Below are 23,786 nucleotides of genomic sequence, written 5' to 3' on the forward strand. Positions count from 1 at the left end.
CTAATGCAAGGAAAGATCATCATTTTTTCGGCTCCCTCCGGCGCCGGCAAAACCACTATTGTAAAGCACCTCTTACAGGTAAACCCATCGCTTGCCTTCTCTATTTCGGCCTGCACACGCGATAAGCGCGGCCGCACTGAGGAAAATGGGAAAGATTACTACTTCATAACACCGGAAGACTTCAAGCAGAAAATAGCCAACGACGAGTTTGTAGAGTGGGAAGAGGTATACGAAGGTGCCTTCTACGGCACTTTGAAATCTGAAATAGAGCGTATCTGGAAAAGTGGCAAACACGTGATACTGGACGTGGATGTAAAAGGAGGATTAAGCATAAAGCATTTTTACAAAGAAAGAGCACTGGCGGTATTCGTAAAGCCGCCTTCGATAGAGGAACTGGCCAAGCGCCTGCAGGCCCGCAACACCGACTCTGCCTCGAGCATATCGAGCCGTGTTTTTAAAGCGGAATTTGAGATGAAGTTTGAAGATCAGTTTGACAAGGTGATCGTGAACGACAACCTGGAACAGGCTTGTGCTAAAGCCGAAAAACTGGTGAACGAGTTTCTGGACGCTGAACCGGCCATCGTATGAAAGTAGGGCTGCTGTTCGGCTCCTTCAACCCCATCCACATCGGGCACCTGATACTGGCCAATTACATGGCCACCAACACAGACCTGGATACGGTATGGCTGGTCGTGTCGCCGCAGAATCCTTTTAAACCGAGCAACACCCTGCTGCACGAGTTCGACCGGCTGCACATGGTATCACTGGCCGTGGCCGACAACCCGGACCTGGGAGTGTCGAACATCGAGTTCAACATGCCCAAGCCGAGCTATACCATCGACACGCTCACCTACCTGCAGGAAAAATACCCGAGCTACGAGTTCGTGCTGATCATGGGGGAGGACAACCTGCCGCTTTTCCCGAAGTGGAAGAACTCAGAAAAAATACTGGAATACCACCGGGTATACGTATACCCGCGCTCCGGCTCTACTACTACCGAACTGCCGCCGATGCCAAACGTGACTTTTGTGAAAGCCCCTGTGCTGGATATCTCAGCCACTTTTATCAGGCAGTGTATTAAAGAAGAGAAATCCATCAAGTACATGGTGCCCGACGACGTGGCAGAATACATCAAGGTGCATAAGCTATACCTGTAGTTTTTTGACAAAAGACTTTTTGACAAAGGAGAAAAGATCCTGATAACAAAAAAGAGAAGCGCTTTATGATGATCATAAAGCGCTTCTCTTTTTACAGTATACTGAACCAAGTCAGCAGACTCTTGTCAAAAACTACACGGTCATAATCTCGGCTTCTTTCTTCGAAAGCAGCTCATCAATTTTTACGATGTAGCCGTCGGTCATCTTCTGCACTTTAGCTTCTGCATCACGTACCGCATCTTCTGAAGTACCTTCTTTCTGCAACTTACGCAGCGAATCGTTCACATCTTTGCGGATGTTACGGATAGCGATTTTGCCGCCTTCCGTCTCGTTTTTAGCCTGCTTTACCAGTTCACGACGACGCTCTTCTGTCAGCGGAGGTATGTTCAAGCGCACACCATCTGCCTCAACCAGTGGGTTCAGGTTCAGGTCGCTGTTCTTGATGGCCTTGCCTACTTCTGCCACCATTTGCTTCTCCCATGGCTTGATCATCAGGGTGCGGGCATCTGGCACCGTAATGTTGGCTACCTGAGAGATAGGAGTTGGAGTGCCGTAGTAATCCACGCGCAGGTCTTCTACCATGGCAGGAGACGCTTTGCCAGCTCTGATTTTAAGCAACTCCGAGTTGGTGTGCTGCAATGCTTTCTGCATAGACTCCTCGGCTTCGCTGAGGTAAAACTGAATTTCTTCCGTCATATCAATTTTAGCTTATTTAGGTTCTTCGTGTTATCTTATTACTGTGATTTACTAATTCCTGTTAGTTGACCGTGCGCTCTCAGAGGCCTGGATCTCCTCTACTGATTCAGGCAGATCTTCCATCGTCACCAGCGTACCGATTTTTTCGCCCTGTACCAGTCGCTTCAGGTTGCCTGCTGTGTTCATGTCAAACACGATAATAGGCAGACCGTTTTCCTTGCAAAGCGTGAAGGCCGTCATGTCCATTACGTTCAGTCCTTTCTCAAACACATCTTTAAATGAGATGCTTGAATAGAAGATGGCGTTCGGATCTTTTTCCGGATCAGCAGAGTAAATGCCATCTACGCGGGTTCCCTTCAGCACAACGTCCGCCTCAATCTCGATGGCGCGAAGGCTGGCTGCCGAGTCTGTTGTGAAGTAGGGGTTGCCCGTGCCAGCGCCGAAAATCACAACGCGTCCCTTCTCTAGGTGGCGTACAGCGCGGCGGCGAATGTAAGGCTCGCATACCTGCTGAATGTTCAGGCCAGACAGCAGACGGGTATAAACGCCCAGTTTTTCGAGTGCGCTCTGCAAAGCCATGCTGTTGATGACAGTGGCCAGCATGCCCATGTAGTCGCCCTGCACGCGGTCGAGTCCCACCTGTTCGGCCTGAACGCCTCTGAAGATGTTGCCTCCACCGATCACAACTGCTACCTCTACGCCAAGTGCGGCTACTTCCTTAATTTCCTGCGAGTACTGCATCAGTCTGTCTGAATCGATGCCGTACTGCTGTTCTCCCATCAGCGCTTCGCCGCTTAACTTCAGCAATATTCTTTTATACTTCACGGTCGTTTTATAGTAATGTTAACGTTTTACAGTGCTTATATGGCGGCAAGGCAGTGCGTGCTGCCCATCCGGCAACACAAAAAAATTAAAATAGAATCAAGATCTGGTTTTTCTCCACGTTCTGCTTCACGGCCACCTTTATTTCCTTTACAACGCCGTCGCCGGGCGATTTGAGTATGTTTTCCATCTTCATGGCTTCCAGGATCATGATCGGGTCGCCTTTTTTCACTTCCTGTCCGGGCTGCACTTTTATTTCGAGAATCAAACCGGGCATCGGCGCCTTCACATCGTTCACTTTCTGGGCGTTGGCATTGCTCATGCCCAGCTTGTCGAGCAGCAGGTCGAAGCGGTCTTTCGCGCTCACGGTCTGCTTTACGCCATTTATCTTGAAAGTGAATGTTTTGGCCTGATAGTCAGCTTCTACCAGCTCTGCGGTATACGACTTATCGTCTTTAATGATGTGAAATCTGTTTGGGCCTAGAAGCGAAATGTCCCAGTTGAAAGGTGATCCATTGAGAAGAATAGCGTCTTTTTGAATATCAACCTGCCATGTCTTGTCGTTAGCGGTTTTGATCTGGAGCATCTTTATAAATCGGGTTTTGGAAGCTTAAAGATAATTGATTTATCAGAGTATTTTTAGAAATTGAGCTCAAAATTAAAACATTCCATCATGAATCACAGGTTTCTGAGCGTAGTGGGCCTTGCTGCCGCTATGGCTTTTACAGGCGGTTGCAGTGTGAACAAACAAACAAAAGCAACTTCTGCGGTTGAGCCAGTGGCTGTCAAGCCGGCTTTGGAAGTGGCCGAGCCTCCCGTGTGGGCCCCCAAGAACCATGCATTCAATCCTTCCAGAACAAGAGTGCATGATCTGCTCCACACCAAACTGCGGGTCAGCTTCGACTGGGACAAGCAGTACGTGCACGGCCTGGCCGAACTCACGCTCAAGCCTTATTTCTATCCGCAGAGTCAGCTCGTGCTCGATGCCAAAGGCTTCGATATCCACAGCGTAGAACTGGTGGTAGACAATGCCGATCCAAAGGAACTGCAGTATACCTACGATGGCATGAAGCTGACGATTGACCTGGGCAGGTCCTATACCCGCAACGACAAGTATACCATCGAGATTGACTATACCGCCAAGCCGAACGAACTGGCAGTAGGGGGCAGCGACGCCATCACCCAGGACAAAGGCCTCTACTTTATCAACCCGAAAGGGGAGGAGACAGGCAAACCGCGCCAGATCTGGACACAAGGCGAAACAGAGGCCAACTCCGCCTGGTTCCCGACCATTGACTCGCCTAACGAGCGCATGACGCAGGAGCTCTACATTACGGTCGACCAGAAGTATACTACACTCTCCAACGGCACCTTCATTTACTCGCGCAAAAACGCGAATGGCACCAAGACCGACTACTGGAAGATGGAGCAGCCGCATGCGCCATACCTGACCATGATGGCGATAGGGGAGTATGCCGTGGTGAAAGACAAGTGGCGCGACCTGGAGGTTGACTACTATGTGGAGCCGGCTTATGAAAAAACAGCTAAGAAGATATTCGGCAACACTCCCGAAATGCTTGAGTTCTTCTCGAAAAAGTTAGGTGTTGATTACCCCTGGTCGAAGTACTCGCAGGTGGTGGTACGCGACTTTGTATCCGGAGCCATGGAGAACACAACCGTTTCGGTTTTTATGGAAGACCTGCAGCTGAACGAGCGGGAGTTGCTGGACAAAAACTGGGATGGCATCATTGCGCATGAGTTATTCCACCATTGGTTTGGCAACTATGTCACTACCGAATCGTGGGCCAACCTGCCGCTAAACGAGGCCTTTGCCAATTACTCTGAATACCTCTGGACCGAATACAAGTATGGCGCCGATGAGGCCGCCCTCCACCACTTGGATGAACTGGGCCAATACCTTGACGAATCCGAAACAAAGCGCGAGCCGTTGATCCGCTACCGTTACGCCGACCGCGAGGACATGTTCGACAGCCACTCTTATGCTAAAGGAGGGCGTGTGCTGCACATGCTGCGAAAATACGTGGGCGACGAAGCCTTCTTTGCTTCACTTAACCGTTACCTCACTAAGAACAAATTTTCAGATGTAGAGGTGGCTGAACTGCGCATGGCCTTCGAGGAAACTACTGGTGAAGACCTAATGTGGTTTTTTGACCAGTGGTTTATGCGTGCCGGTCATCCGGAGCTGAAAGTAAACCATACCTATCAGAACGGTGCGCTCAAGCTAGAGGTATGGCAACAGCAGGACACCCTCTACCAGCCGGTATACAAACTGCCCCTGAAGGTGGCTGTCTGGGAAAACGGGGAAAAAACGGAGCACGCAATCACGATTACCAAGGCCAATCAGGTTTTCTCGCTACCAGTGAGCACAGAGCCGCAACTAGTGCTGTTTGACAGCGAACAGCAACTACTAGGCACTGTGGAGCACGCAAAGACGACGGAAGAGCTGGTGTTTCAGTTTGAGCAGGCAAAGGCCTTAGCGCCACGATTGAAAGCACTGGAAGAACTGGGGCAGAACGCGAGCCAGCAGAAGATGGTACCATTGCTGCAGGGCGCTTTAAAGGACAACTTTTGGGCGATTCGCAATCTGGCGCTGGATGTGGCAGATCAGCTGCCTGATAAGCATACAGAAACGCTGGAGCCGATTGTGAAACGTATGGCAGATAGCGATAAGAAAGGAGAAGTAAGGGCAGGAGCCATTATGCTGCTGTCGGAGTGGGGAGAGGACGAATACGTTGACCTGTATAGAACAGCAATGCGGGACAGCTCTTACAAAGTGGCGGCGGCAGGTATACTGAGCTATGCAATGACAGAGGAAGCAGACGTGAACAAGCGCTTGGCTGCTTTCGAAAAAGAGACAAACGAAGAAATTGTGCTGGCGCTAGCATCTTACTATGCCGTGAAAGGAGGTCCGGAAAAGTATGAATGGTTTATGAAGCAGATGAAAAACGCGAAAGGCTCCGGACTATATTATCTGCTGCAAAGCTATGGTGCCTTTATGGCAGTGAACCCTGAAACTTACAAACCTGAAGCTATCGCTATGCTGTCGGGAATGGCACAGAACCACCCCCTGTATTTCGTGCGCATGGCTGCTTTTCAGACACTTATGGTGCATTCAGAGCGCCCAGAGATTGTGGAATTGCTAAAGGAGATAAGGGCAAACGAGCAGGATAAAAGGCTCGTGGAGCTATACAATCAGGTTTCGCTGTAATAGAGCGATAAAAAAAAGTGAATTATTTTACAGAGAATATTTGACTGGAAAGAAAAAGCGCTTAATTTTGCATCTCCTTAGAACGAAGAGCGGGCTGAAAAGCAGTTTTGACAAGCTGAGGAATGGCTGAAAAAGTCAGCCAGGTTGAATATTAGGGGAGATTCCAGAGCGGCCAAATGGGACGGACTGTAACTCCGTTGTAGTGATACTTCGCAGGTTCGAATCCTGCTCTCCCCACAATTAAGACCACGCTTTTTAATGGTTTGCTGCATTAGAAGCGGGAGTAGCTCAGTTGGTAGAGCGATAGCCTTCCAAGCTATAGGCCGCGAGTTCGACCCTCGTCTCCCGCTCAATAAGCAAACAGCGTGCTGCTTATCAGATTTGGGTAACTTTATAAGGAATTTCATGAAGATGGATTTCCTTTTTAGTATAGACTCATTTTTACGATAAGTGATGGAAAAAGCCGACGTAGCTCAGGGGTAGAGTACTTCCTTGGTAAGGAAGGGGTCGTGGGTTCAATTCCCATCGTTGGCTCAAAGTCCGTTACGTGTATAATTAACGCAACATACTTAAACGTTTTAACCTTAATTTAATTATCATACAATGGCTAAAGAAACATTTGACCGTTCCAAACCGCACGTAAACATCGGTACTATCGGTCACGTTGACCACGGCAAAACAACTTTGACTGCTGCCATTACTACAGTTTTGGCTAAGAAAGGTCTTGCTGCACTTCGCGACTTCTCTTCTATTGATAACGCTCCAGAAGAAAAAGAAAGAGGTATTACTATCAATACTTCTCACGTAGAATACGCAACTGAGAACCGTCACTACGCTCACGTTGACTGCCCAGGTCACGCTGACTACGTGAAGAACATGGTTACTGGTGCTGCCCAGATGGACGGCGCTATCCTTGTGGTTGCTGCAACTGACGGCCCAATGCCTCAGACGCGTGAGCACATCCTTCTTGCTCGTCAGGTAGGTGTTCCTCAGCTGGTAGTATTCATGAACAAAGTGGACATGGTGGACGATCCAGAGCTTCTTGAGCTTGTTGAGATGGAAATCCGTGAGCTTCTTTCTTTCTATGACTTCGACGGCGACAACATTCCAGTTATTCAGGGTTCAGCTCTTGGTGGCTTGAACGGTGATGACAAGTGGGTGAAGACTATCGAGGAGTTGATGGCTGCAGTTGACAGCTGGATTCCAATCCCTGCTCGTCTGACTGACCTTCCATTCCTGATGCCAGTAGAGGACGTGTTCTCTATCACAGGTCGTGGTACTGTAGCTACAGGCCGTATCGAGCGTGGTGTAATCAACTCTGGTGAGCCAGTTGAAATCCTGGGTATGGGTGCTGAGAACCTTAAGTCAGTAGTAACTGGTGTTGAGATGTTCCGCAAGATCCTTGACAGAGGTGAAGCTGGTGACAACGTAGGTCTTCTGCTCCGTGGTATTGAGAAAACTGATATCCGTCGTGGTATGGTTATCTGTAAGCCAGGTTCTGTGAAGCCTCACACTAAATTCAAAGCTGAAGTTTACGTTCTTTCTAAAGAAGAAGGTGGCCGTCACACGCCATTCTTCAACAAGTACCGTCCACAGTTCTACTTCAGAACGACAGACGTTACTGGTGAGATCATGCTGCCAGAAGGTGTAGAAATGGTTATGCCTGGTGATAACATCACTATCGATGTAACTCTGATCAACGCTGTGGCAATGGAGAAAGGTCTGCGTTTCGCTATCCGTGAGGGTGGTAGAACAGTAGGTGCCGGTCAGGTAACTGAAATCCTTGCCTAATAATATAAAACTAGCCCGTTTCTGGAATCTTTTTCGGAAACGGGTTTGTTTTTAATATTCTTTTAAATAAATTTGCACTCCAATTAAAATTGGTGTGCATTTTTTTACGGGTGTAGCTCAATTGGTAGAGTAGTGGTCTCCAAAACCATTGGCTGGGAGTTCGAGTCTCTCCACCCGTGCAGTATAAAATCTATTAAAGCGAAAGCAATGAGCAAAGTAAAAGGCTACATCGACGAGACAGTGGAGGAAATGAAAAACAAAGTTTCATGGCCCCCATATGCTGAACTACAGAATAGCTCTGTATTGGTCCTGATCGGGTCTTTGATATTTGCACTCGTTGTTGGAGCTATGGATTTTGTTTTCGACTCTACGCTATCTTGGTTTTACAACCAGTTTTAATTTAAGTCTATGGCTGATTTAAAATGGTATGTGGTTCGTGCTGTAAGCGGACAGGAGAAAAAGGCGAAAGCGTATCTTGAAAACGAAGTAGTAAGACAAAACCTCGGCGAATACGTTCCTCAGGTTCTCATACCGGCAGAGAAGGTATATGAGATGCGAGGAGGGAAGAAAAAAATCAGAGAAAGAAACTTCTTCCCAGGTTATGTGCTGGTGCAAGCAGATCTTTCGCATGGTGAGGCTGAGCACATCATTATCAGCACGCCAGGTGTGATCGGCTTCCTTGGTTCAAACGAGGGAGGTCAGAATAAAAAGCCAGTTCCGCTGCGCCAGTCAGAAGTAAACAGAATCCTGGGCACAGTTGACGAAGCAGAAGAGCAGGCAGAAGTGTTGGATACTCCATTCTTAGTTGGAGAAATGGTGAAAGTGATGGACGGTCCTTTCAGTGGATTCTCAGGTACTGTGGAAGAAGTGTTCGAAGAACGTAAGAAGCTCAACGTTATGGTGAAAATATTTGGCCGTAACACACCAGTTGAGTTGAATTACATGCAGGTAGAAAAAGAATCGTAGTAAATACAAATAATGGCAAAGGAAATAAAAGGTTACCTGAAACTTCAGGTAAAGGGAGGTGCCGCGAACCCATCGCCACCGATTGGACCTGCACTTGGTTCTAAAGGTCTTAACATCATGGAGTTCTGTAAGCAGTTTAATGCCAGAACACAGGATAAGCCAGGACAAGTGTTACCAGTGTTGATTACAATATACGCAGACAAGTCTTTTGACTTTATTATTAAGACCCCACCTGCTCCAGTATTGTTAATGGATGCTGCTAAAATTAAGGGAGGTTCGAAAGAGCCAAACCGTAACAAAGTAGGTTCAGTTACATGGGATCAGGTAAGAGAGATTGCAGAGCTGAAAATGCCTGACTTGAATGCTTTCAAACTGGAGTCTGCCATGAAAATGGTAGCCGGTACAGCCAGAAGCATGGGTATTACAGTATCTGGAAACGCTCCGTGGAACGAATAATAAGAGTTAAAGGATAATGGCGAAGATTTCAAAGAACAGGAAAGCAGCTTTAGAAAAGGCTGACCTGACAAAAGAGTATTCTTTAACAGATGCGGCTTCAGTAGTAAAAGATATCACTTTTACCAAGTTTGATGCCTCTGTTGATATTGATGTACGCTTAGGCGTTGACCCTCGCAAAGCCGACCAGATGGTACGTGGTATTGTTACCCTTCCGCATGGCACCGGTAAAGACGTTAAAGTACTGGCACTTGTTACACCTGACAAAGAGCAGGAAGCAAAGGATGCAGGCGCTGATTTCGTAGGTCTTGATGACTATATCCAAAAGATTGAAAAAGGCTGGACAGATGTAGACGTGATTATCACGATGCCTGCTGTAATGGCTAAAGTTGGTCGTTTGGGTAGAATCTTAGGTCCACGTAACCTGATGCCAAACCCTAAGTCTGGTACAGTTACACAGGACGTTGCTAAAGCAGTAAAAGAAGTAAAAGCCGGTAAGATCGACTTCAAAGTTGACAAGTATGGTATCATCCATACTAGCGTTGGCAAAGTATCTTTCACACCAGAGCAGCTAGCAGCTAACGCTGCCGAAGTGATTGCTACACTAAACCGTCTGAAGCCATCTTCAGCAAAGGGTACTTACATTAAGAGCATCACTTTGTCTAGCACCATGAGCCCGGCCGTAACCGTTGATAAGAACGCAACTATCTAAGAACATGACCAGGGAAGAAAAAGAGATAATTGTAAAAGACCTGAGCGAGAAGTTAGCGAACACTAGCTATTTCTATATCACAGATGCTTCTACCATGAGTGTAGCCAGCATTAACCAGTTCAGGAGAATGGTCTTCGAGAGAGGCCTGGAGTACAAAGTTTATAAAAACACTTTCATTAAGAAAGCATTAGATACCTTAGAGGCTGACACCACCAATTTGGAAGGCGTACTGAAAGGCTCATCTGGTATCGTGTTTTCTGCTGAATCAGGAAACGCTCCTGGTAAGCTGCTGAAAGACTTCAGAAAGAAAGGCAATGCACTTCCTCTGTTGAAGGGTGCCTATATCGATGGTGGTGTATTCGTTGGTGAGAACCAGCTTGACACGCTTGCCAGCATCAAGTCTAAGAATGAGCTTATCGGTGAAATCGTTGGCTTGCTTCAGTCTCCAGCTAAGAACGTTGTTTCTGCTCTTCAGAGCAGCGGCGGCAAACTGGCCGGCATCCTGAAAACCCTATCTGAAAAAGAATAATTTAAAAACGTAATCAATAAGTAACTTTTAATTTCAATAAAATGGCAGATTTGAAAGCATTCGCTGAGCAGTTAGTAAACTTAACTGTGAAAGAGGTTAATGAACTAGCTACAATTCTTAAGGATGAGTATGGTATCGAGCCAGCTGCTGCTGCTCCAGTAATGGTTGCTGGTGGTGGTGCTGCTGAAGGAGGAGCTGCTGCAGAAGAAAAAACTTCTTTTGACGTAATCCTGAAGTCAGCTGGTGCATCTAAGCTTGCAGTTGTTAAGCTTGTAAAAGAATTGACTGGTCTTGGCCTGAAAGAAGCTAAAGAATTAGTTGACGGCGCTCCTAAGCCTTTGAAAGAAGGTGTAGATAAGAACGAAGCTGAATCACTGAAGAAATCTTTGGAAGAAGCTGGTGCTGAAGTAGAGGTTAAATAATCTCACTTATCAACATACCGACAACAGGTAGACCTGGCAGATTCGTCAGGTCTTTTCCTGTTTGTATACGGATTCAAATTTGAATCCTTTTTTTGCCCGTAGCCATTTCGACGGCTATGTGCTGGAATCATATTGTAAACGTTAAAATTCCATGGCTTTGGCTAAGAATAAAACGACAGAGCGAATCAATTTTGCCTCGATTAATCCGGTTATCGACTACCCTGACTTCCTTGATGTTCAGTTGCAGTCGTTTCAGGATTTCTTTCAGCTGGAAACTCCGGCCGAAAACAGGGCACAGGAAGGATTGTTCAAGGTGTTTGCCGAGAACTTCCCTATTTCTGATTCTCGAGAAAACTTTGTTCTCGAATTTATCGACTACCACATAGATCCTCCGAAATACTCTGTTGACGAGTGTATCGACCGAGGGCTCACTTATTCGGTTCCACTTAAGGCAAAGCTTCGTCTGATTTGTAACGACGAGGACAATGAGGACTTTGAAACAATTGAGCAGGAAGTGTTCCTGGGAAATATCCCTTACATGACCGAAAAAGGCTCTTTTGTAATCAATGGTGCTGAGCGTGTGATTGTATCTCAATTGCACCGATCTCCGGGTGTATTCTTTGCTCAAAGCAAGCATACAAACGGAACCAAACTGTATTCTGCCAGAATTATTCCTTTTAAAGGATCTTGGGTTGAGTTTGCTACAGACGTGAACAACGTGATGTACGCTTACATCGATCGTAAGAAGAAGTTCCCTGTAACAACCCTGCTCCGTGCCATCGGCTACGGCACTGATAAAGATATCCTTGATCTGTTTGGTCTATCAGAGGAATTGCCTGCTACCAAGGCAAACCTGAAAAATGCGATAGGCAGAAAGCTAGCCGCACGTGTGCTGCGCACATGGACTGAAGACTTCGTAGATGAAGATACTGGTGAAGTTGTATCAATTGACCGTAACGAAGTTCTGCTGGAGCGTGACTCTGAAATTACGCAGGATGATATCGACGTTATCGTTAGTTCAGGTACAAAGTCAATCATTCTTCACCGCGAGAATGTAAACATTGCCGACTACGCTATTATCTATAACACGCTTCAGAAAGATAACTCAAACTCTGAGAAAGAAGCGGTGGAGCAGATCTATCGTCAACTTCGTAACACAGAGGCTCCGGACGAAGAAACAGCGCGTGATATCATTCAGAAGCTATTCTTCTCTGACAAGCGTTATGACCTGGGTGAAGTTGGTCGTTACAGAATCAACAAAAAGCTAGGTCTTGACACGAACTGGGATGCGAAGGTTCTGACGAATGAGGACATTGTTCTGATCGTGAAATACCTGATCGGTCTGATCAACTCAAGAGCGGTCGTGGATGATATTGACCACCTGAGCAACCGCCGTGTAAGAACAGTAGGCGAGCAGCTTTACGCTCAGTTTGGTGTTGGTTTGGCTCGTATGGCGAGAACAATCAAGGAGCGTATGAACGTGCGCGACAATGAAGACTTCAAGCCAGTTGACCTGATCAATGCACGTACGCTTTCTTCTGTGATCAACTCGTTCTTCGGTACAAACCAGTTGTCTCAGTTCATGGACCAGACAAACCCACTGGCAGAGGTGACGCACAAGCGCCGTGTATCTGCACTGGGGCCGGGCGGTCTGTCAAGAGAGCGAGCCGGCTTCGAAGTTCGTGACGTTCACTATACCCACTACGGCCGTCTGTGTACTATTGAAACACCAGAAGGTCCGAACATCGGTCTGATCTCTTCTCTTTGTGTACATGCCCGCGTGAACCACATGGGCTTCATCGAGACACCATACCGCAAGGTAAACGAAGGTGTTGTGGAGATGGATGGGACAGTTGAGTACCTGACCGCTGAAGAAGAGGATACCCACCACATCGCTCAGGCAAATGCCATTATCGATGAGAAGGGTAACTTTGTTAATGATAGAGTGAAAGGTCGTTTTGAAGGTGACTTCCCAGTGGAGGAGCCGCAGACCTATACCTATATGGACGTTGCACCGAACCAGATCGTATCGGTAGCGGCTTCGTTGATTCCTTTCCTGGAGCACGATGATGCTAACCGTGCCCTGATGGGTTCAAACATGCAGCGCCAGGCCGTTCCACTTTTGAAGGCTGAGGCCCCGATTGTTGGTACGGGTTTGGAAAGAAGAGCAGCTATAGACTCAAGAGCACTCGTTATCGCTGAAGGCGACGGTGTGATTGACTTCGTGGATGCAAACAAGATTGTTGTAAAATACGATCTGACAGAAGACGAGAAGCTGGTTGCTTTTGATGCAGAGTATGTAACCTATAACCTGATCAAGTTCAGAAGAACGAACCAGGATACCTGTATCAACCTAACGCCAATCGTGTACACTGGCCAGCGTGTAACAAAAGGCCAGCCACTTTGCGAAGGTTATGCTACTAACAATGGCGAATTGGCCATCGGACGTAACATGCAGGTGGCGTTCATGCCATGGCAAGGTTACAACTTCGAGGATGCTATTGTTATCTCTGAAAAAGTAGTAAGAGACGATATCTTCACTTCGATCCACATCGAAGAATTTGAGTTGGAAGTTCGCGAGACGAAGCGTGGCGAAGAAGAACTTACTTCTGAGATTCCGAACGTGAGCGAAGAAGCCGTGAAGAACCTAGACGAGAACGGTATCATTCGTATCGGTGCAGAAGTTCGTGAAGGCGACATCCTGATCGGTAAGATCACACCAAAAGGTGAGACCGACCCGACCCCGGAGGAGAAACTTCTTCGTGCGATCTTCGGTGACAAGGCCGGTGATGTGAAGGATGCCTCGCTTAAGGCGCCGCCATCACTGAACGGTGTGGTAATCGAGACCAAACTTTTCTCTAGACCTAAGAAAGACAAAAACCTGCGGGCTAAGTCTAAGAAAGAGGTAGAAGAGCTGAAAGTGAAGTACTCGAAGGATCTGAACGCCATTAAGAATGTGATGGTTGATAAACTGGTGACTTTGCTGGAAGGCAAAACCTCTCAGGGTATCAAGCACAAGTTTGGCGACGAGATCTTGACAAAAGGAGTGAAGTTCTCCAGAAAGAACATCATTGAAGCCCTGTTCCCTGAAAAGAACCCATATAAGGACGAAAGTAACTATGCGGTTCCGGAAGAGGTAAACATGTTCAAGGATTTGATCCTGGAGAACTGGACTGCTGACGAGAAGACCAACAGCATGCTGGTGGAGCTTGTGAAAAACTACAACAAGCGCCGTAACATCACTTCTGCACACTTCAAGCGTGAGCGTTTCACACTGGAGGTAGGAGACGAGTTGCCAGCAGGTATCGTGCAGTTAGCTAAGGTATACATCGCTAAGAAGCGCAAGCTAAAAGTGGGTGACAAGATGGCTGGTCGTCACGGTAACAAAGGTGTAGTAGCCCGTATCGTGCGTGAAGAGGATATGCCATTCCTGGAAACAGGCGAACCAATGGATATCGTGCTGAACCCGCTGGGTGTACCTTCAAGGATGAACATCGGTCAGATCTACGAAACTGTTCTTGGATGGGCTGGTAAGAAATTGGGCCGTACTTATGCTACTCCAATCTTCGACGGTGCTACAGAGGATCAGGTACAGGCTGAGCTGAAAGAAGCAGGCTTGCCAAGCTTTGGCCGTACATACCTGTACGACGGTCTCTCTGGCGATCGTTTTGACCAGCCAGTAACAGTAGGTGTTATCTACATGCTGAAACTGGGTCACTTGGTTGACGATAAGATGCACGCTCGTTCAATCGGACCATACTCACTCATCACACAGCAGCCATTGGGTGGTAAAGCCCAGTTCGGTGGTCAGCGTTTTGGTGAGATGGAGGTGTGGGCGCTTGAGGCCTTCGGCGCTTCGAACGTACTGCAGGAAATACTTACAGTGAAATCTGACGACGTGATCGGCCGTGCAAAAGCCTACGAGGCGATCGTGAAAGGCGACGTGTTGCCAAAGCCAAATATCCCGGAATCATTCAACGTATTGATTCACGAGTTGAGAGGTTTGGCACTCGAGATCACCTTAGAGTAGTAAAGAAAGCGCAAAGCGTACTGGCAAAAGTCAGTACGCTTAGCGCACTTTATGCGAAATTGCTGTAAGGCATATTCATTGTATCGACATTATTAGAATAATATGGCATTTGCAAAAAACAAAAAGCTAACTCAGGACTTCTCCAAAGTAACGATAAGCCTGGCTTCTCCAGAGTCGATTCTGGAGCGCTCAAACGGCGAGGTTACAAAGCCTGAGACCATCAACTATAGAACCTATAAGCCTGAAATGGGGGGGCTGTTCTGCGAAAGAATATTCGGACCCGTAAAGGACTGGGAATGCCACTGCGGAAAGTATAAGAGAATCAGGTATAAGGGTATCATCTGCGACCGTTGCGGTGTGGAGGTAACCGAGAAGAAAGTGCGTCGTGAGCGTATGGGCCATATTGAGCTCGTAGTTCCAGTAGCGCATATCTGGTACTTCAAATCTCTTCCAAACAAAATAGGTTATCTGTTAGGCTTACCTACCAAGAAGCTTGACCAGATTATCTACTATGAAAGATATGTAGTGATTCAACCAGGTATCCTGGCAGAAGACGGCGTAAACCAGCTGGACTTCCTTACAGAAGATGAATACCTGGATATGATCGATAAGCTCCCACGTGAGAACCAGATGTTGGATAACAATGATCCAAACAAGTTTATTGCGAAAATGGGTGCTGAGGCATTGCAGATGCTGCTGGAGCGTACGAACCTGGACGACCTGTCTTACGAGCTTCGTCACGCGGCCGCACACGAAACTTCGCAGCAGCGTAAAGCTGAGGCTTTGAAGCGTCTTCGTGTTGTGGAAGCATTCCGTGATGCTGCTACAAGAATCGAAAACAGACCAGAGTGGATGATTATCCGCATGGTGCCTGTGATTCCACCAGAACTTCGTCCGCTTGTTCCATTGGATGGTGGTCGTTTCGCAACTTCGGATTTGAACGACCTATACCGTCGTGTGATCATCCGTAACAACCGTCTGAAGCGTCTGATCGAGATCAAAGCGCCTGAGGTAATCCTTCGTAATGAGAAGCGTATGCTGCAGGAAGCGGTAGACTCGCTGTTCGACAACTCACGTAAAGTGAATGCTGTTCGTGCTGAGGGTAACCGTGCGCTGAAGTCGCTTTCTGACATGCTGAAAGGTAAGCAGGGACGTTTCCGTCAGAACTTGCTGGGTAAGCGTGTTGACTACTCTGGCCGTTCGGTAATTGTGGTTGGTCCTGAACTGAAGCTGCACGAGTGCGGTCTGCCTAAGAACATGGCAGCTGAGCTCTTCAAGCCATTCATCATCCGCAAGCTGATCGAAAGAGGTATAGTTAAGACTGTTAAGTCAGCCAAGAAGATTGTAGACCGTAAGGACCCTGTTGTTTGGGATATCCTGGAGAACGTGCTGAAAGGCCACCCAGTACTCCTTAACCGTGCTCCTACGCTCCACAGGCTAGGTATACAGGCATTCCAGCCAAAACTGATCGAAGGTAAGGCGATTCAGCTGCACCCACTGGTGTGTACGGCATTCAACGCCGACTTTGACGGTGACCAGATGGCGGTACACGTTCCACTTGGACCTGCTGCTGTACTGGAGGCCTCTATGCTGATGCTTGCCTCGCACAACATCCTGAACCCTGCGAACGGTGCACCAATTGCGGTACCTTCTCAGGACATGGTACTTGGTCTATACTATGTATCGAAAGGAAAGCGTAGCACCGAGAACGAAAAAATCGCCGGTGAAGGTATGAGCTTCTACTCTGCTGAGGAAGTAATCATTGCCATCAACGAAGGCCGTCTGTCTAAGCAGGCTTATATTAAAGTAAGAACGAAGGTTAAGAACGAAAAAGGCGAACTCGAGACAAAACTGATCGAGACAGTAGCTGGCCGCGTGATCTTCAACCAGTTCGTTCCGGAAGAAGTGGGCTACATCGATGAACTGTTAACGAAGAAGAAACTTCAGCAGATCATTTCTAGAGTCTTCAAAGAGACAGGTATGGCACGTACCGCTCACTTCCTGGACGATATCAAAACACTCGGTTTCCAGTCTGCCTACAAGGGTGGTCTGTCCATGGGTCTGGGCGATATCCAGATTCCGGCAGAGAAAGACATCCTGGTAGCTCAGGCCAAGAAAGATGTAGATGCTGTATGGCAGAACTACTCGATGGGTCTGATCACGGACAACGAGCGTTACAACCAGGTAATCGATATCTGGACCCGTATCAACAACCAGATTACGGAAACGTTGATGCGCCGCCTGGAGAATGATGATCAAGGCTTCAACTCGATCTTCATGATGATGCACTCTGGCGCCCGTGGTTCTAGAGAGCAGATCCGTCAGCTGGGTGGTATGCGTGGTCTGATGGCCAAGCCTCAGAAATCATTGCAAGGCTCAGTAGGTGAGATTATCGAAAACCCGATCCTTTCTAACTTTAAGGAAGGTCTGGATGTAATCGAGTACTTCATCTCTACCCACGGTGCCCGTAAAGGTCTTGCGGATACGGCTCTTAAAACGGCGGATGCTGGTTACCTGACTCGTCGTCTGGTAGACGTATCGCAGGACGTGATCGTGAACGAAGAAGACTGCGGTACGCTGAGAGGTCTGGAAGTAAGTGCACTGAAAGACAACGAAGATATCGTGGAGTCGCTTTCTGAGCGTATCCTAGGCCGTGTGACCGTGCACGATGTATATGACCCAATCACCAATGAACTGATTGTTGAGTCTGGCTCAGAAGTAACAGAAGAGATCGCTCGTTCAATTGAGAACACTGCGATTGAAACCGTAGAGATTCGTTCCGTATTGACGTGCGAGTCGAAGCGTGGTATTTGTGCGAAGTGCTATGGCCGTAACCTGGCAACAGGCTTTATGGTGCAGAAAGGCGAGGCTGTTGGTGTGATTGCAGCACAGTCTATCGGTGAGCCTGGTACACAGCTGACACTCCGTACCTTCCACGTGGGTGGTACTGCCTCTAACATTGCGGTAGATGCCATGATCCGTGCGAAGTTCGCCGGTAAGATCGAGTTCGAAGACGTTCGTACAATTGATACGATCAACAACGAAGGAGAGCCTGTGAAAGTAGTAATGGGCCGTTCAGGTGAGGTGAAAGTAGTTGATCCTAACACAGGAAAGCTATTGATCAGCAACCACGTGCCTTACGGTTCATTCCTGAATGTGAATGAAGGACAGATCATCGAGAAAGGTGATCAGATCTGTAGCTGGGATCCATACAACGCGGTTATCCTTTCTGAGTTCGACGGTGAGATTGCTTACGAGTCGATCATCGAAGGCATAACTTACCGTGAAGAGTCAGATGAACAGACTGGTTACCGTGAGAAAGTAATCATCGATACGAAAGATAAGACACAAAACCCTGCTATTGTAGTGAAGCCGAAGAGTGGTGAGCCAAAAGGCTATAACATTCCGGTAGGCGCTCACTTGACAGTGGAGAACGGTGAGAAGATCAAAGCAGGTCAGATCCTGGTGAAGATTCCGCGTGCGATCGGCAAAACCCGAGACATCACAGGTGGTCTGCCACGAGTTACTGAATTGTTTGAGGCTCGTAACCCATCGAACCCTGCGGTAGTGTCTGAGATCGACGGTGTAGTAACTTATGGTAGCGTGAAGCGTGGTAACCGTGAGATCTTCATCGAGTCGAAGGACGGTGTGAAGAAGAAATACATGGTGCCGCTTTCTAAGCACATCCTGGTACAGGACAATGACTTTGTTCGCGCAGGTATGCCGCTATCTGACGGTGCGATCACGCCAACAGACATTCTGAATATTCAAGGTCCTGGTGCTGTACAAGAGTACCTGGTAAATGAGATCCAGGAGGTATACCGTCTGCAGGGTGTGAAGATCAATGACAAGCACATAGAGGTGGTAGTTCGCCAGATGATGCAGAAAGTTGTAATCATCGACGCAGGTGATACCAGCTTCCTGGAGCACCAGGTAGTAGACAAGGTAAACTTCATGGAAGAGAACGACCGCATCATCGACATGAAAGTGGTAGAAGATGCAGGCGACTCGACTAACATGAAGCCAGGCCAGATCGTGACAGCCAGAAGACTGCGTGACGAGAACTCCAGCCTGAAGCGAAGAGACCTGAAACTGGTAACAGTGAGGGATGCATCGCCAGCTGTATCGCGTCCAACGCTGCAAGGTATAACGCAGGCCTCATTGGGTACGCAAAGCTTTATCTCTGCGGCATCGTTCCAGGAAACTACCAAAGTACTGAGCGAGGCAGCAATTAAAGGTAAGGCGGACGAACTGCTTGGTCTGAAGGAGAACGTGATCGTTGGTCACCTGATCCCGGCGGGTACAGGTCTGCGCGAATACCAGAACCTGATCGTGGGCAGCCAGGAAGAGTACGATGCACTAGTAGAGTCTAAGAAGACAGGTGCGGGTAGCCGTGCCAGACAGCAGGAGCTACAGAACAACAGATAAGCAGGTATGGCAGAGGAACTGAAAAATCAGAATCAAATCAACATTGAGCTATCGGAAGAGATAGCGGAGGGAGAGTATGCCAATCTGGCGATGATAGCTCACTCGAGTGGTGAATTTGTAATTGATTTTATAAGACTGATGCCAGGATTACCCAAAGCAAAAGTGAAATCAAGAATCGTTATCACGCCAGAGCATGCCAAGAGATTGTTGGCGGCTCTGGCCGATAACATTCAAAAGTTTGAGAGCAGCTTTGGGGAAATTAAGCCGGCAAATGAGGCACCATCCTTTCCGATGAACTTCGGAGGAACAGTAGGGGAAGCCTAAGGTGCTAATAATTAGTGAATTAAAATTTTGAATTTGCCGGGTGATTTTCATACCTTTGCAGACCAAATTTTAGAGTGAAAAATATCTTATAATTAACAAATTATAAATGCCTACTATACAGCAATTAGTAAGAAAGGGTAGAGAGAAGTTGACTTACAACTCTAAGTCTCCTGCCCTAGACTCATGCCCACAACGTCGTGGTGTATGTACAAGAGTGTATACAACCACTCCTAAGAAGCCAAACTCAGCTATGCGTAAGGTAGCTAGGGTAAGACTGACAAACGGTAAGGAAGTAAACGCTTATATCCCTGGTGAAGGTCACAACCTTCAGGAGCACTCTATTGTGCTGATCAGAGGTGGTAGAGTGAAAGACCTTCCAGGTGTTCGTTACCACATCGTTCGCGGTGCATTGGATACTGCCGGTGTAAACGGTCGACTGCAGTCACGTTCTAAGTACGGTGCTAAGAGACCGAAACCAGGACAACCAGCTGCAGCAGCAGGAAAAGGTGGCAAGAAAAAGTAATTGATAGAGTTATAATATAATGAGAAAAGCAAAGCCTAAAAGTAGAGTTCTCCTTCCAGATCCAAAGTTCAAAGAGACCCTGGTAACACGTTTCGTAAACTATCTGATGGAAGATGGTAAGAAAAGTATTGCTTATGGTATCTTCTATGATGCTGTAGAATTAGTAGAGCAAAGAACGAAAGAGAACGGCCTTGAAACTTGGAAGAAAGCATTGAACAATGTGATGCCAAGCGTAGAGGTTAAAAGCCGCCGTGTAGGTGGCGCTACTTTCCAAGTGCCGACTGAGGTTCGTCCGGACCGCAGAGTATCTCTTGGTATCAAGTGGATGATTTCTTACGCTCGCAGAAGAGGTGAGAAGACAATGAAAGACAAATTGGCTGGCGAGATCATCGCAGCTGCAAAAGGTGAAGGTGCTGCCGTGAAGAAGAAAGACGACACGCACAGAATGGCTGAGGCGAACAAGGCATTTTCACACTTTAGATTCTAATCGATGGCAAGAGACCTAAAATACACAAGAAATATTGGTATTGCCGCTCACATCGACGCGGGTAAAACCACAACAACAGAGCGTATCCTGTACTATACAGGTAAGTCGCACAAATTAGGAGAAGTGCACGAAGGTGGTGCTACTACTGACTGGATGGAGCAGGAGCAAGAGCGTGGCATCACAATTACGTCTGCAGCCGTTACTGTAAACTGGCCATACAGAGGTAACGATTATCATATCAACATCATCGATACACCAGGTCACGTGGACTTTACTGTTGAAGTAAACCGTTCTCTGCGTGTTCTTGATGGCTTGGTATTCCTTTTCAGTGCAGTTGACGGTGTAGAGCCTCAGTCAGAGACTAACTGGAGACTTGCTGACAACTATAAAGTAGCTCGTCTTGGTTTCGTTAACAAGATGGACCGTTCGGGTGCTGACTTCCTGGCTGTTTGTAAGCAGGTAAAAGAAATGCTGGGTAGCAATGCTGTAGCACTTCAGTTGCCAATCGGTGCTGAGGACAACTTCAAAGGTGTAGTTGACTTGGTAAACTTCAGAGGTATTGTTTGGAACACGGAAGATAAAGGTATGACCTTTACAGAAGTTCCAATTCCAGACGATATGATGGAAGAAGCAGAAGAATACAGAGAGAAACTGTTGGAAGCCGTAGCTGAGTACGATGAGTCTTTGATGGAGAAATACTTCGAAGATCCAAACTCAATTACAGAAGCTGAGATTCTGAATGCTCTTCGTGCCGCTACGATTGACATGGCTATCGTACCAATGCTGTGCGGTTCATCTTTCAAAAACAAAGGTGTTCAGACAATGTTGGATTACGTGATGGCATTGCTTCCATCTCCAGTAGATAAAGAAAGCATTATCGGCACAAACCCTGATACAGGCGAAGAAGTAGCAAGAAAACCATCTGAAACAGATCCATTTGCAGGCCTTGCCTTCAAAATCGCTACAGACCCATATGTAGGTCGTCTTTGCTTTGTGCGTGCTTACTCAGGCGTGCTTGAGTCTGGCTCTTACATCTTCAACTCTCGTTCAGGCAACAAGGAGCGTATCTCTCGAATCTTCCAGATGCACGCTAACAAGCAGAACCAGATTGATAAATTGCAGGCAGGTGACATCGCAGCGGTAGTAGGTTTTAAAGACATTAAAACAGGTGATACATTGTGTGCTCAAGAAGCTAAAATCGTTCTTGAGTCAATGGAATTCCCTGAGCCAGTAATCGGTTATGCGATTGAGCCTAAAACACAGGCTGACTCTGACAAGATGGGTATGGCGATTGCTAAGCTTGTGGAAGAGGATCCAACACTGCAGGTTAATACGGACGAGGAAACTGGTCAGACGATCCTGAGAGGTATGGGTGAGCTTCACCTGGAAATCATCATCGACCGTATGAAGCGTGAGTTCAAAGTTGAACTGAACCAGGGTGCTCCACAGGTAGCATACAAAGAGACTATCACGAAGTCTGTTGAACACAGAGAAGTGTTCAAGAAGCAGTCTGGTGGTCGTGGTAAGTTTGCCGACATCGTGTTCACAATGGGACCACGTGAAGATGGCAAGCAGGGACTGGAATTCGAAAACGCAATTGTAGGTGGTGTGATTCCAAGAGAATTCATCCCGGCAATTCAGAAAGGTTTCGAAGAAGCGATGAAGAACGGTATTTTGGCCGGCTTCCCTATCGACTCTATGAAAGTTCGTCTATTTCACGGTTCATTCCACGACGTTGACTCTGACTCACTTTCTTTTGAACTGGCAGCACGTCAGGGCTTTAAAGAAGCAGGTAAGCAGTGTGCACCGAAATTGCTAGAGCCAATCATGGCAGTAGACGTGGTTACTCCTGATGAGTACACTGGCCCTGTAACAGGTGACTTGAACAGAAGAAGAGGTATCATGAAAGGTATGGATACAAAAGGAACTTCAACTGTAGTTAAGGCTGACGTTCCGCTTTCTGAGCTGTTCGGTTATGTAACTGACCTTCGTACCATTACTTCAGGTAGAGCGACTGCTTCGCTTACTTTCTCACACTACGAGCAAGTACCACAAAACCTGGCCGATGGCATCATTGCTAAATTAAAAGGAACTGCAGCTAAATAGTAGTAAAAGATAATGAATCAGAAAATTAGAATTAAACTTAAGTCTTACGACCACAACCTGGTAGACAAATCTTCCGAGAAGATTGTAAAGGCTGTAAAGGCTACTGGCGCAATCGTAAGCGGTCCTATTCCTCTTCCAACAGAGAAGGATAAGTTCACAGTACTACGTTCACCACACGTTAACAAAAAATCAAGAGAGCAGTTCCAGCTTTGCACCTATAAGCGACTGGTGGATATCTACTCAACTAGCTCTAAAACAGTTGACGCCCTGATGAAGCTTGAGCTTCCAAGTGGTGTAGATGTTGAGATCAAAGTTTGATAAGATCGCACATGCTAACGAAAAGAGAACCCTCGGGTTCTCTTTTTTTATGTGCTGATTAATAATATTTTAGACAAATGTTGTTAAAGAATTTTAAAATTCATTAACTTTGCACTCCCTTAGCAAAAGCTGAGGGCTAAAATTATTATATCCATCTTTTAAAAAACAAGTTGAATGCCTGGAATTATCGGTAAAAAAATCGGAATGACAAGCCTCTTCACAACAGATGGTAAATACACACCAGTTACGCTTATCCAAGCAGGCCCATGTGTAGTTACTCAGGTGAAGACGGTTGAGACTGATGGCTACGCAGCTGTACAGCTTGGCTATGGCGACAAAAAGCTTAAGAGAGTAACGAAAGCAGAAGCTGGTCACTACAAAAAAGCTAATACGTCAGCTAAGAAAAAAGTTGCTGAATTCGATGTAGAAGGTGTGTCACTGAATCTGGGAGATACAGTTGACGTGAATCTATTCGAAGAAGGAGAGTTTGTTGACGTAGTAGGTACATCAAAAGGTAAAGGTTTCCAAGGTGTTGTAAAACGCCACAACTTTGCCGGTGTTGGTGGACAGACACACGGTCAGCACAACAGAGCAAGACACCCTGGTTCAATTGGTGCATGCTCTTGGCCATCAAGAGTATTTAAAGGTATGCGCATGGCCGGCCGTATGGGTGGCAACCGAGTGAAAATCCAAAACCTGACGGTAGTGCGTGTTATTGCAGACAAAAATCTGTTAGTAGTTAGTGGCTCTGTTCCAGGTGCCAAGAATTCTTACGTGTTAATTGAGAAATAAA

Annotated in this window: 21 protein-coding genes and 4 tRNA genes; 22 read left to right on the forward strand and 3 right to left on the reverse strand. The window is 47.0% G+C overall.

Annotation, left to right across the window (positions count from 1 at the left end; all coding sequences use genetic code 11):
• Positions 1–3: 3 nt before the first annotated feature.
• Positions 4–588 (forward strand): guanylate kinase, encoded by a 585-nt coding sequence (gene gmk / locus B0B12_RS12145; protein WP_076669233.1) that lies wholly within the window; start codon positions 4–6, stop codon positions 586–588.
• Positions 585–1,157, forward strand: a complete 573-nt coding sequence (gene nadD / locus B0B12_RS12150; protein ID WP_076669234.1) for a nicotinate (nicotinamide) nucleotide adenylyltransferase — start codon at positions 585–587, stop codon at positions 1,155–1,157. The genes gmk and nadD overlap by 4 nt, the downstream gene beginning before the upstream one ends.
• Before the next feature lie 132 nt (positions 1,158–1,289).
• Here the strand turns inward: nadD and frr are convergent, their stop codons facing one another.
• From frr to B0B12_RS12165, 3 genes are all read right to left on the reverse strand, one after another.
• Positions 1,290–1,853 (reverse strand): ribosome recycling factor, encoded by a 564-nt coding sequence (gene frr / locus B0B12_RS12155; protein ID WP_076669236.1) that lies wholly within the window; start codon positions 1,851–1,853, stop codon positions 1,290–1,292.
• Positions 1,854–1,904: 51 nt separating this feature from the next.
• Positions 1,905–2,678 (reverse strand): UMP kinase, encoded by a 774-nt coding sequence (pyrH, locus tag B0B12_RS12160; RefSeq protein ID WP_076669237.1) that lies wholly within the window; start codon positions 2,676–2,678, stop codon positions 1,905–1,907.
• Positions 2,679–2,763: 85 nt separating this feature from the next.
• On the reverse strand, positions 2,764–3,261 hold the full coding sequence (locus B0B12_RS12165; protein ID WP_076669239.1) for an acyl-CoA carboxylase biotin carboxyl carrier protein subunit: 498 nt from the start codon (positions 3,259–3,261) through the stop codon (positions 2,764–2,766).
• 87 nt (positions 3,262–3,348) lie between these two features.
• Between B0B12_RS12165 and B0B12_RS12170 the strand changes: the two genes are divergently transcribed.
• The 20 genes from B0B12_RS12170 (at position 3,349) to rplC (ending at position 23,785) form a co-directional block, all read left to right on the forward strand.
• On the forward strand, positions 3,349–5,904 hold the full coding sequence (locus B0B12_RS12170; RefSeq protein WP_076669240.1) for a M1 family aminopeptidase: 2,556 nt from the start codon (positions 3,349–3,351) through the stop codon (positions 5,902–5,904).
• A gap of 154 nt (positions 5,905–6,058) precedes the next feature.
• Positions 6,059–6,141: transfer RNA gene (locus B0B12_RS12175), tRNA-Tyr, on the forward strand.
• Positions 6,142–6,181: 40 nt separating this feature from the next.
• Positions 6,182–6,254: transfer RNA gene (locus B0B12_RS12180), tRNA-Gly, on the forward strand.
• A gap of 112 nt (positions 6,255–6,366) precedes the next feature.
• Positions 6,367–6,438: transfer RNA gene (locus tag B0B12_RS12185), tRNA-Thr, on the forward strand.
• Between the two features lie 69 nt (positions 6,439–6,507).
• On the forward strand, positions 6,508–7,695 hold the full coding sequence (gene tuf, locus B0B12_RS12190; RefSeq protein WP_076669241.1) for an elongation factor Tu: 1,188 nt from the start codon (positions 6,508–6,510) through the stop codon (positions 7,693–7,695).
• Between the two features lie 106 nt (positions 7,696–7,801).
• Positions 7,802–7,874 (forward strand) — tRNA-Trp (locus B0B12_RS12195).
• 28 nt (positions 7,875–7,902) lie between these two features.
• On the forward strand, positions 7,903–8,094 hold the full coding sequence (secE, locus tag B0B12_RS12200) for a preprotein translocase subunit SecE (protein ID WP_076669243.1): 192 nt from the start codon (positions 7,903–7,905) through the stop codon (positions 8,092–8,094).
• Between the two features lie 9 nt (positions 8,095–8,103).
• On the forward strand, positions 8,104–8,661 hold the full coding sequence (gene nusG / locus B0B12_RS12205; RefSeq protein ID WP_007654323.1) for a transcription termination/antitermination protein NusG: 558 nt from the start codon (positions 8,104–8,106) through the stop codon (positions 8,659–8,661).
• Positions 8,662–8,673: 12 nt separating this feature from the next.
• A complete protein-coding gene (gene rplK, locus B0B12_RS12210) occupies positions 8,674–9,117 on the forward strand; it encodes a 50S ribosomal protein L11 (RefSeq protein ID WP_076669244.1) in 444 nt (147 codons plus the stop codon).
• 16 nt (positions 9,118–9,133) lie between these two features.
• Positions 9,134–9,826 carry a 50S ribosomal protein L1 gene (gene rplA / locus B0B12_RS12215; protein ID WP_076669246.1) on the forward strand — a complete coding sequence of 231 codons (693 nt, stop codon included), beginning with the start codon at positions 9,134–9,136 and terminating at the stop codon, positions 9,824–9,826.
• A gap of 4 nt (positions 9,827–9,830) precedes the next feature.
• Complete coding sequence (gene rplJ / locus B0B12_RS12220) at positions 9,831–10,355, forward strand: 50S ribosomal protein L10 (RefSeq protein ID WP_076669247.1); 525 nt, start codon at positions 9,831–9,833, stop codon at positions 10,353–10,355.
• 41 nt (positions 10,356–10,396) lie between these two features.
• Positions 10,397–10,777: a 50S ribosomal protein L7/L12 gene (rplL, locus tag B0B12_RS12225; protein WP_018476834.1), complete on the forward strand. Its 381-nt coding sequence runs from the start codon at positions 10,397–10,399 to the stop codon at positions 10,775–10,777.
• A 151-nt stretch (positions 10,778–10,928) separates the two neighbouring features.
• Positions 10,929–14,807, forward strand: coding sequence for a DNA-directed RNA polymerase subunit beta (gene rpoB / locus B0B12_RS12230; RefSeq protein ID WP_076669248.1), 3,879 nt, complete (start codon positions 10,929–10,931; stop codon positions 14,805–14,807).
• Positions 14,808–14,909: 102 nt separating this feature from the next.
• Positions 14,910–19,235: a DNA-directed RNA polymerase subunit beta' gene (rpoC, locus tag B0B12_RS12235; protein WP_076669249.1), complete on the forward strand. Its 4,326-nt coding sequence runs from the start codon at positions 14,910–14,912 to the stop codon at positions 19,233–19,235.
• Between the two features lie 6 nt (positions 19,236–19,241).
• The gene (locus B0B12_RS12240; RefSeq protein WP_076420884.1) at positions 19,242–19,559 is read left to right on the forward strand and encodes a DUF3467 domain-containing protein; all 318 of its coding nucleotides are present in this window, start codon (positions 19,242–19,244) and stop codon (positions 19,557–19,559) included.
• A 106-nt stretch (positions 19,560–19,665) separates the two neighbouring features.
• Complete coding sequence (rpsL, locus tag B0B12_RS12245; RefSeq protein WP_076669251.1) at positions 19,666–20,082, forward strand: 30S ribosomal protein S12; 417 nt, start codon at positions 19,666–19,668, stop codon at positions 20,080–20,082.
• Positions 20,083–20,101: 19 nt separating this feature from the next.
• The gene (rpsG, locus tag B0B12_RS12250; RefSeq protein ID WP_076669252.1) at positions 20,102–20,569 is read left to right on the forward strand and encodes a 30S ribosomal protein S7; all 468 of its coding nucleotides are present in this window, start codon (positions 20,102–20,104) and stop codon (positions 20,567–20,569) included.
• Between the two features lie 3 nt (positions 20,570–20,572).
• The gene (gene fusA / locus B0B12_RS12255; protein ID WP_076669254.1) at positions 20,573–22,675 is read left to right on the forward strand and encodes an elongation factor G; all 2,103 of its coding nucleotides are present in this window, start codon (positions 20,573–20,575) and stop codon (positions 22,673–22,675) included.
• 12 nt (positions 22,676–22,687) lie between these two features.
• Positions 22,688–22,993 (forward strand): 30S ribosomal protein S10, encoded by a 306-nt coding sequence (gene rpsJ, locus B0B12_RS12260; protein ID WP_007654312.1) that lies wholly within the window; start codon positions 22,688–22,690, stop codon positions 22,991–22,993.
• Positions 22,994–23,167: 174 nt separating this feature from the next.
• Entirely contained in the window at positions 23,168–23,785 is a 618-nt protein-coding gene (rplC, locus tag B0B12_RS12265) for a 50S ribosomal protein L3 (protein WP_076669256.1), read from the forward strand.
• Position 23,786 lies beyond the last annotated feature (1 nt).

The organism is Pontibacter indicus (assembly GCF_900156345.1).
In the GTDB taxonomy this organism is placed as follows: Bacteria; Bacteroidota; Bacteroidia; order Cytophagales; family Hymenobacteraceae; genus Pontibacter; species Pontibacter indicus.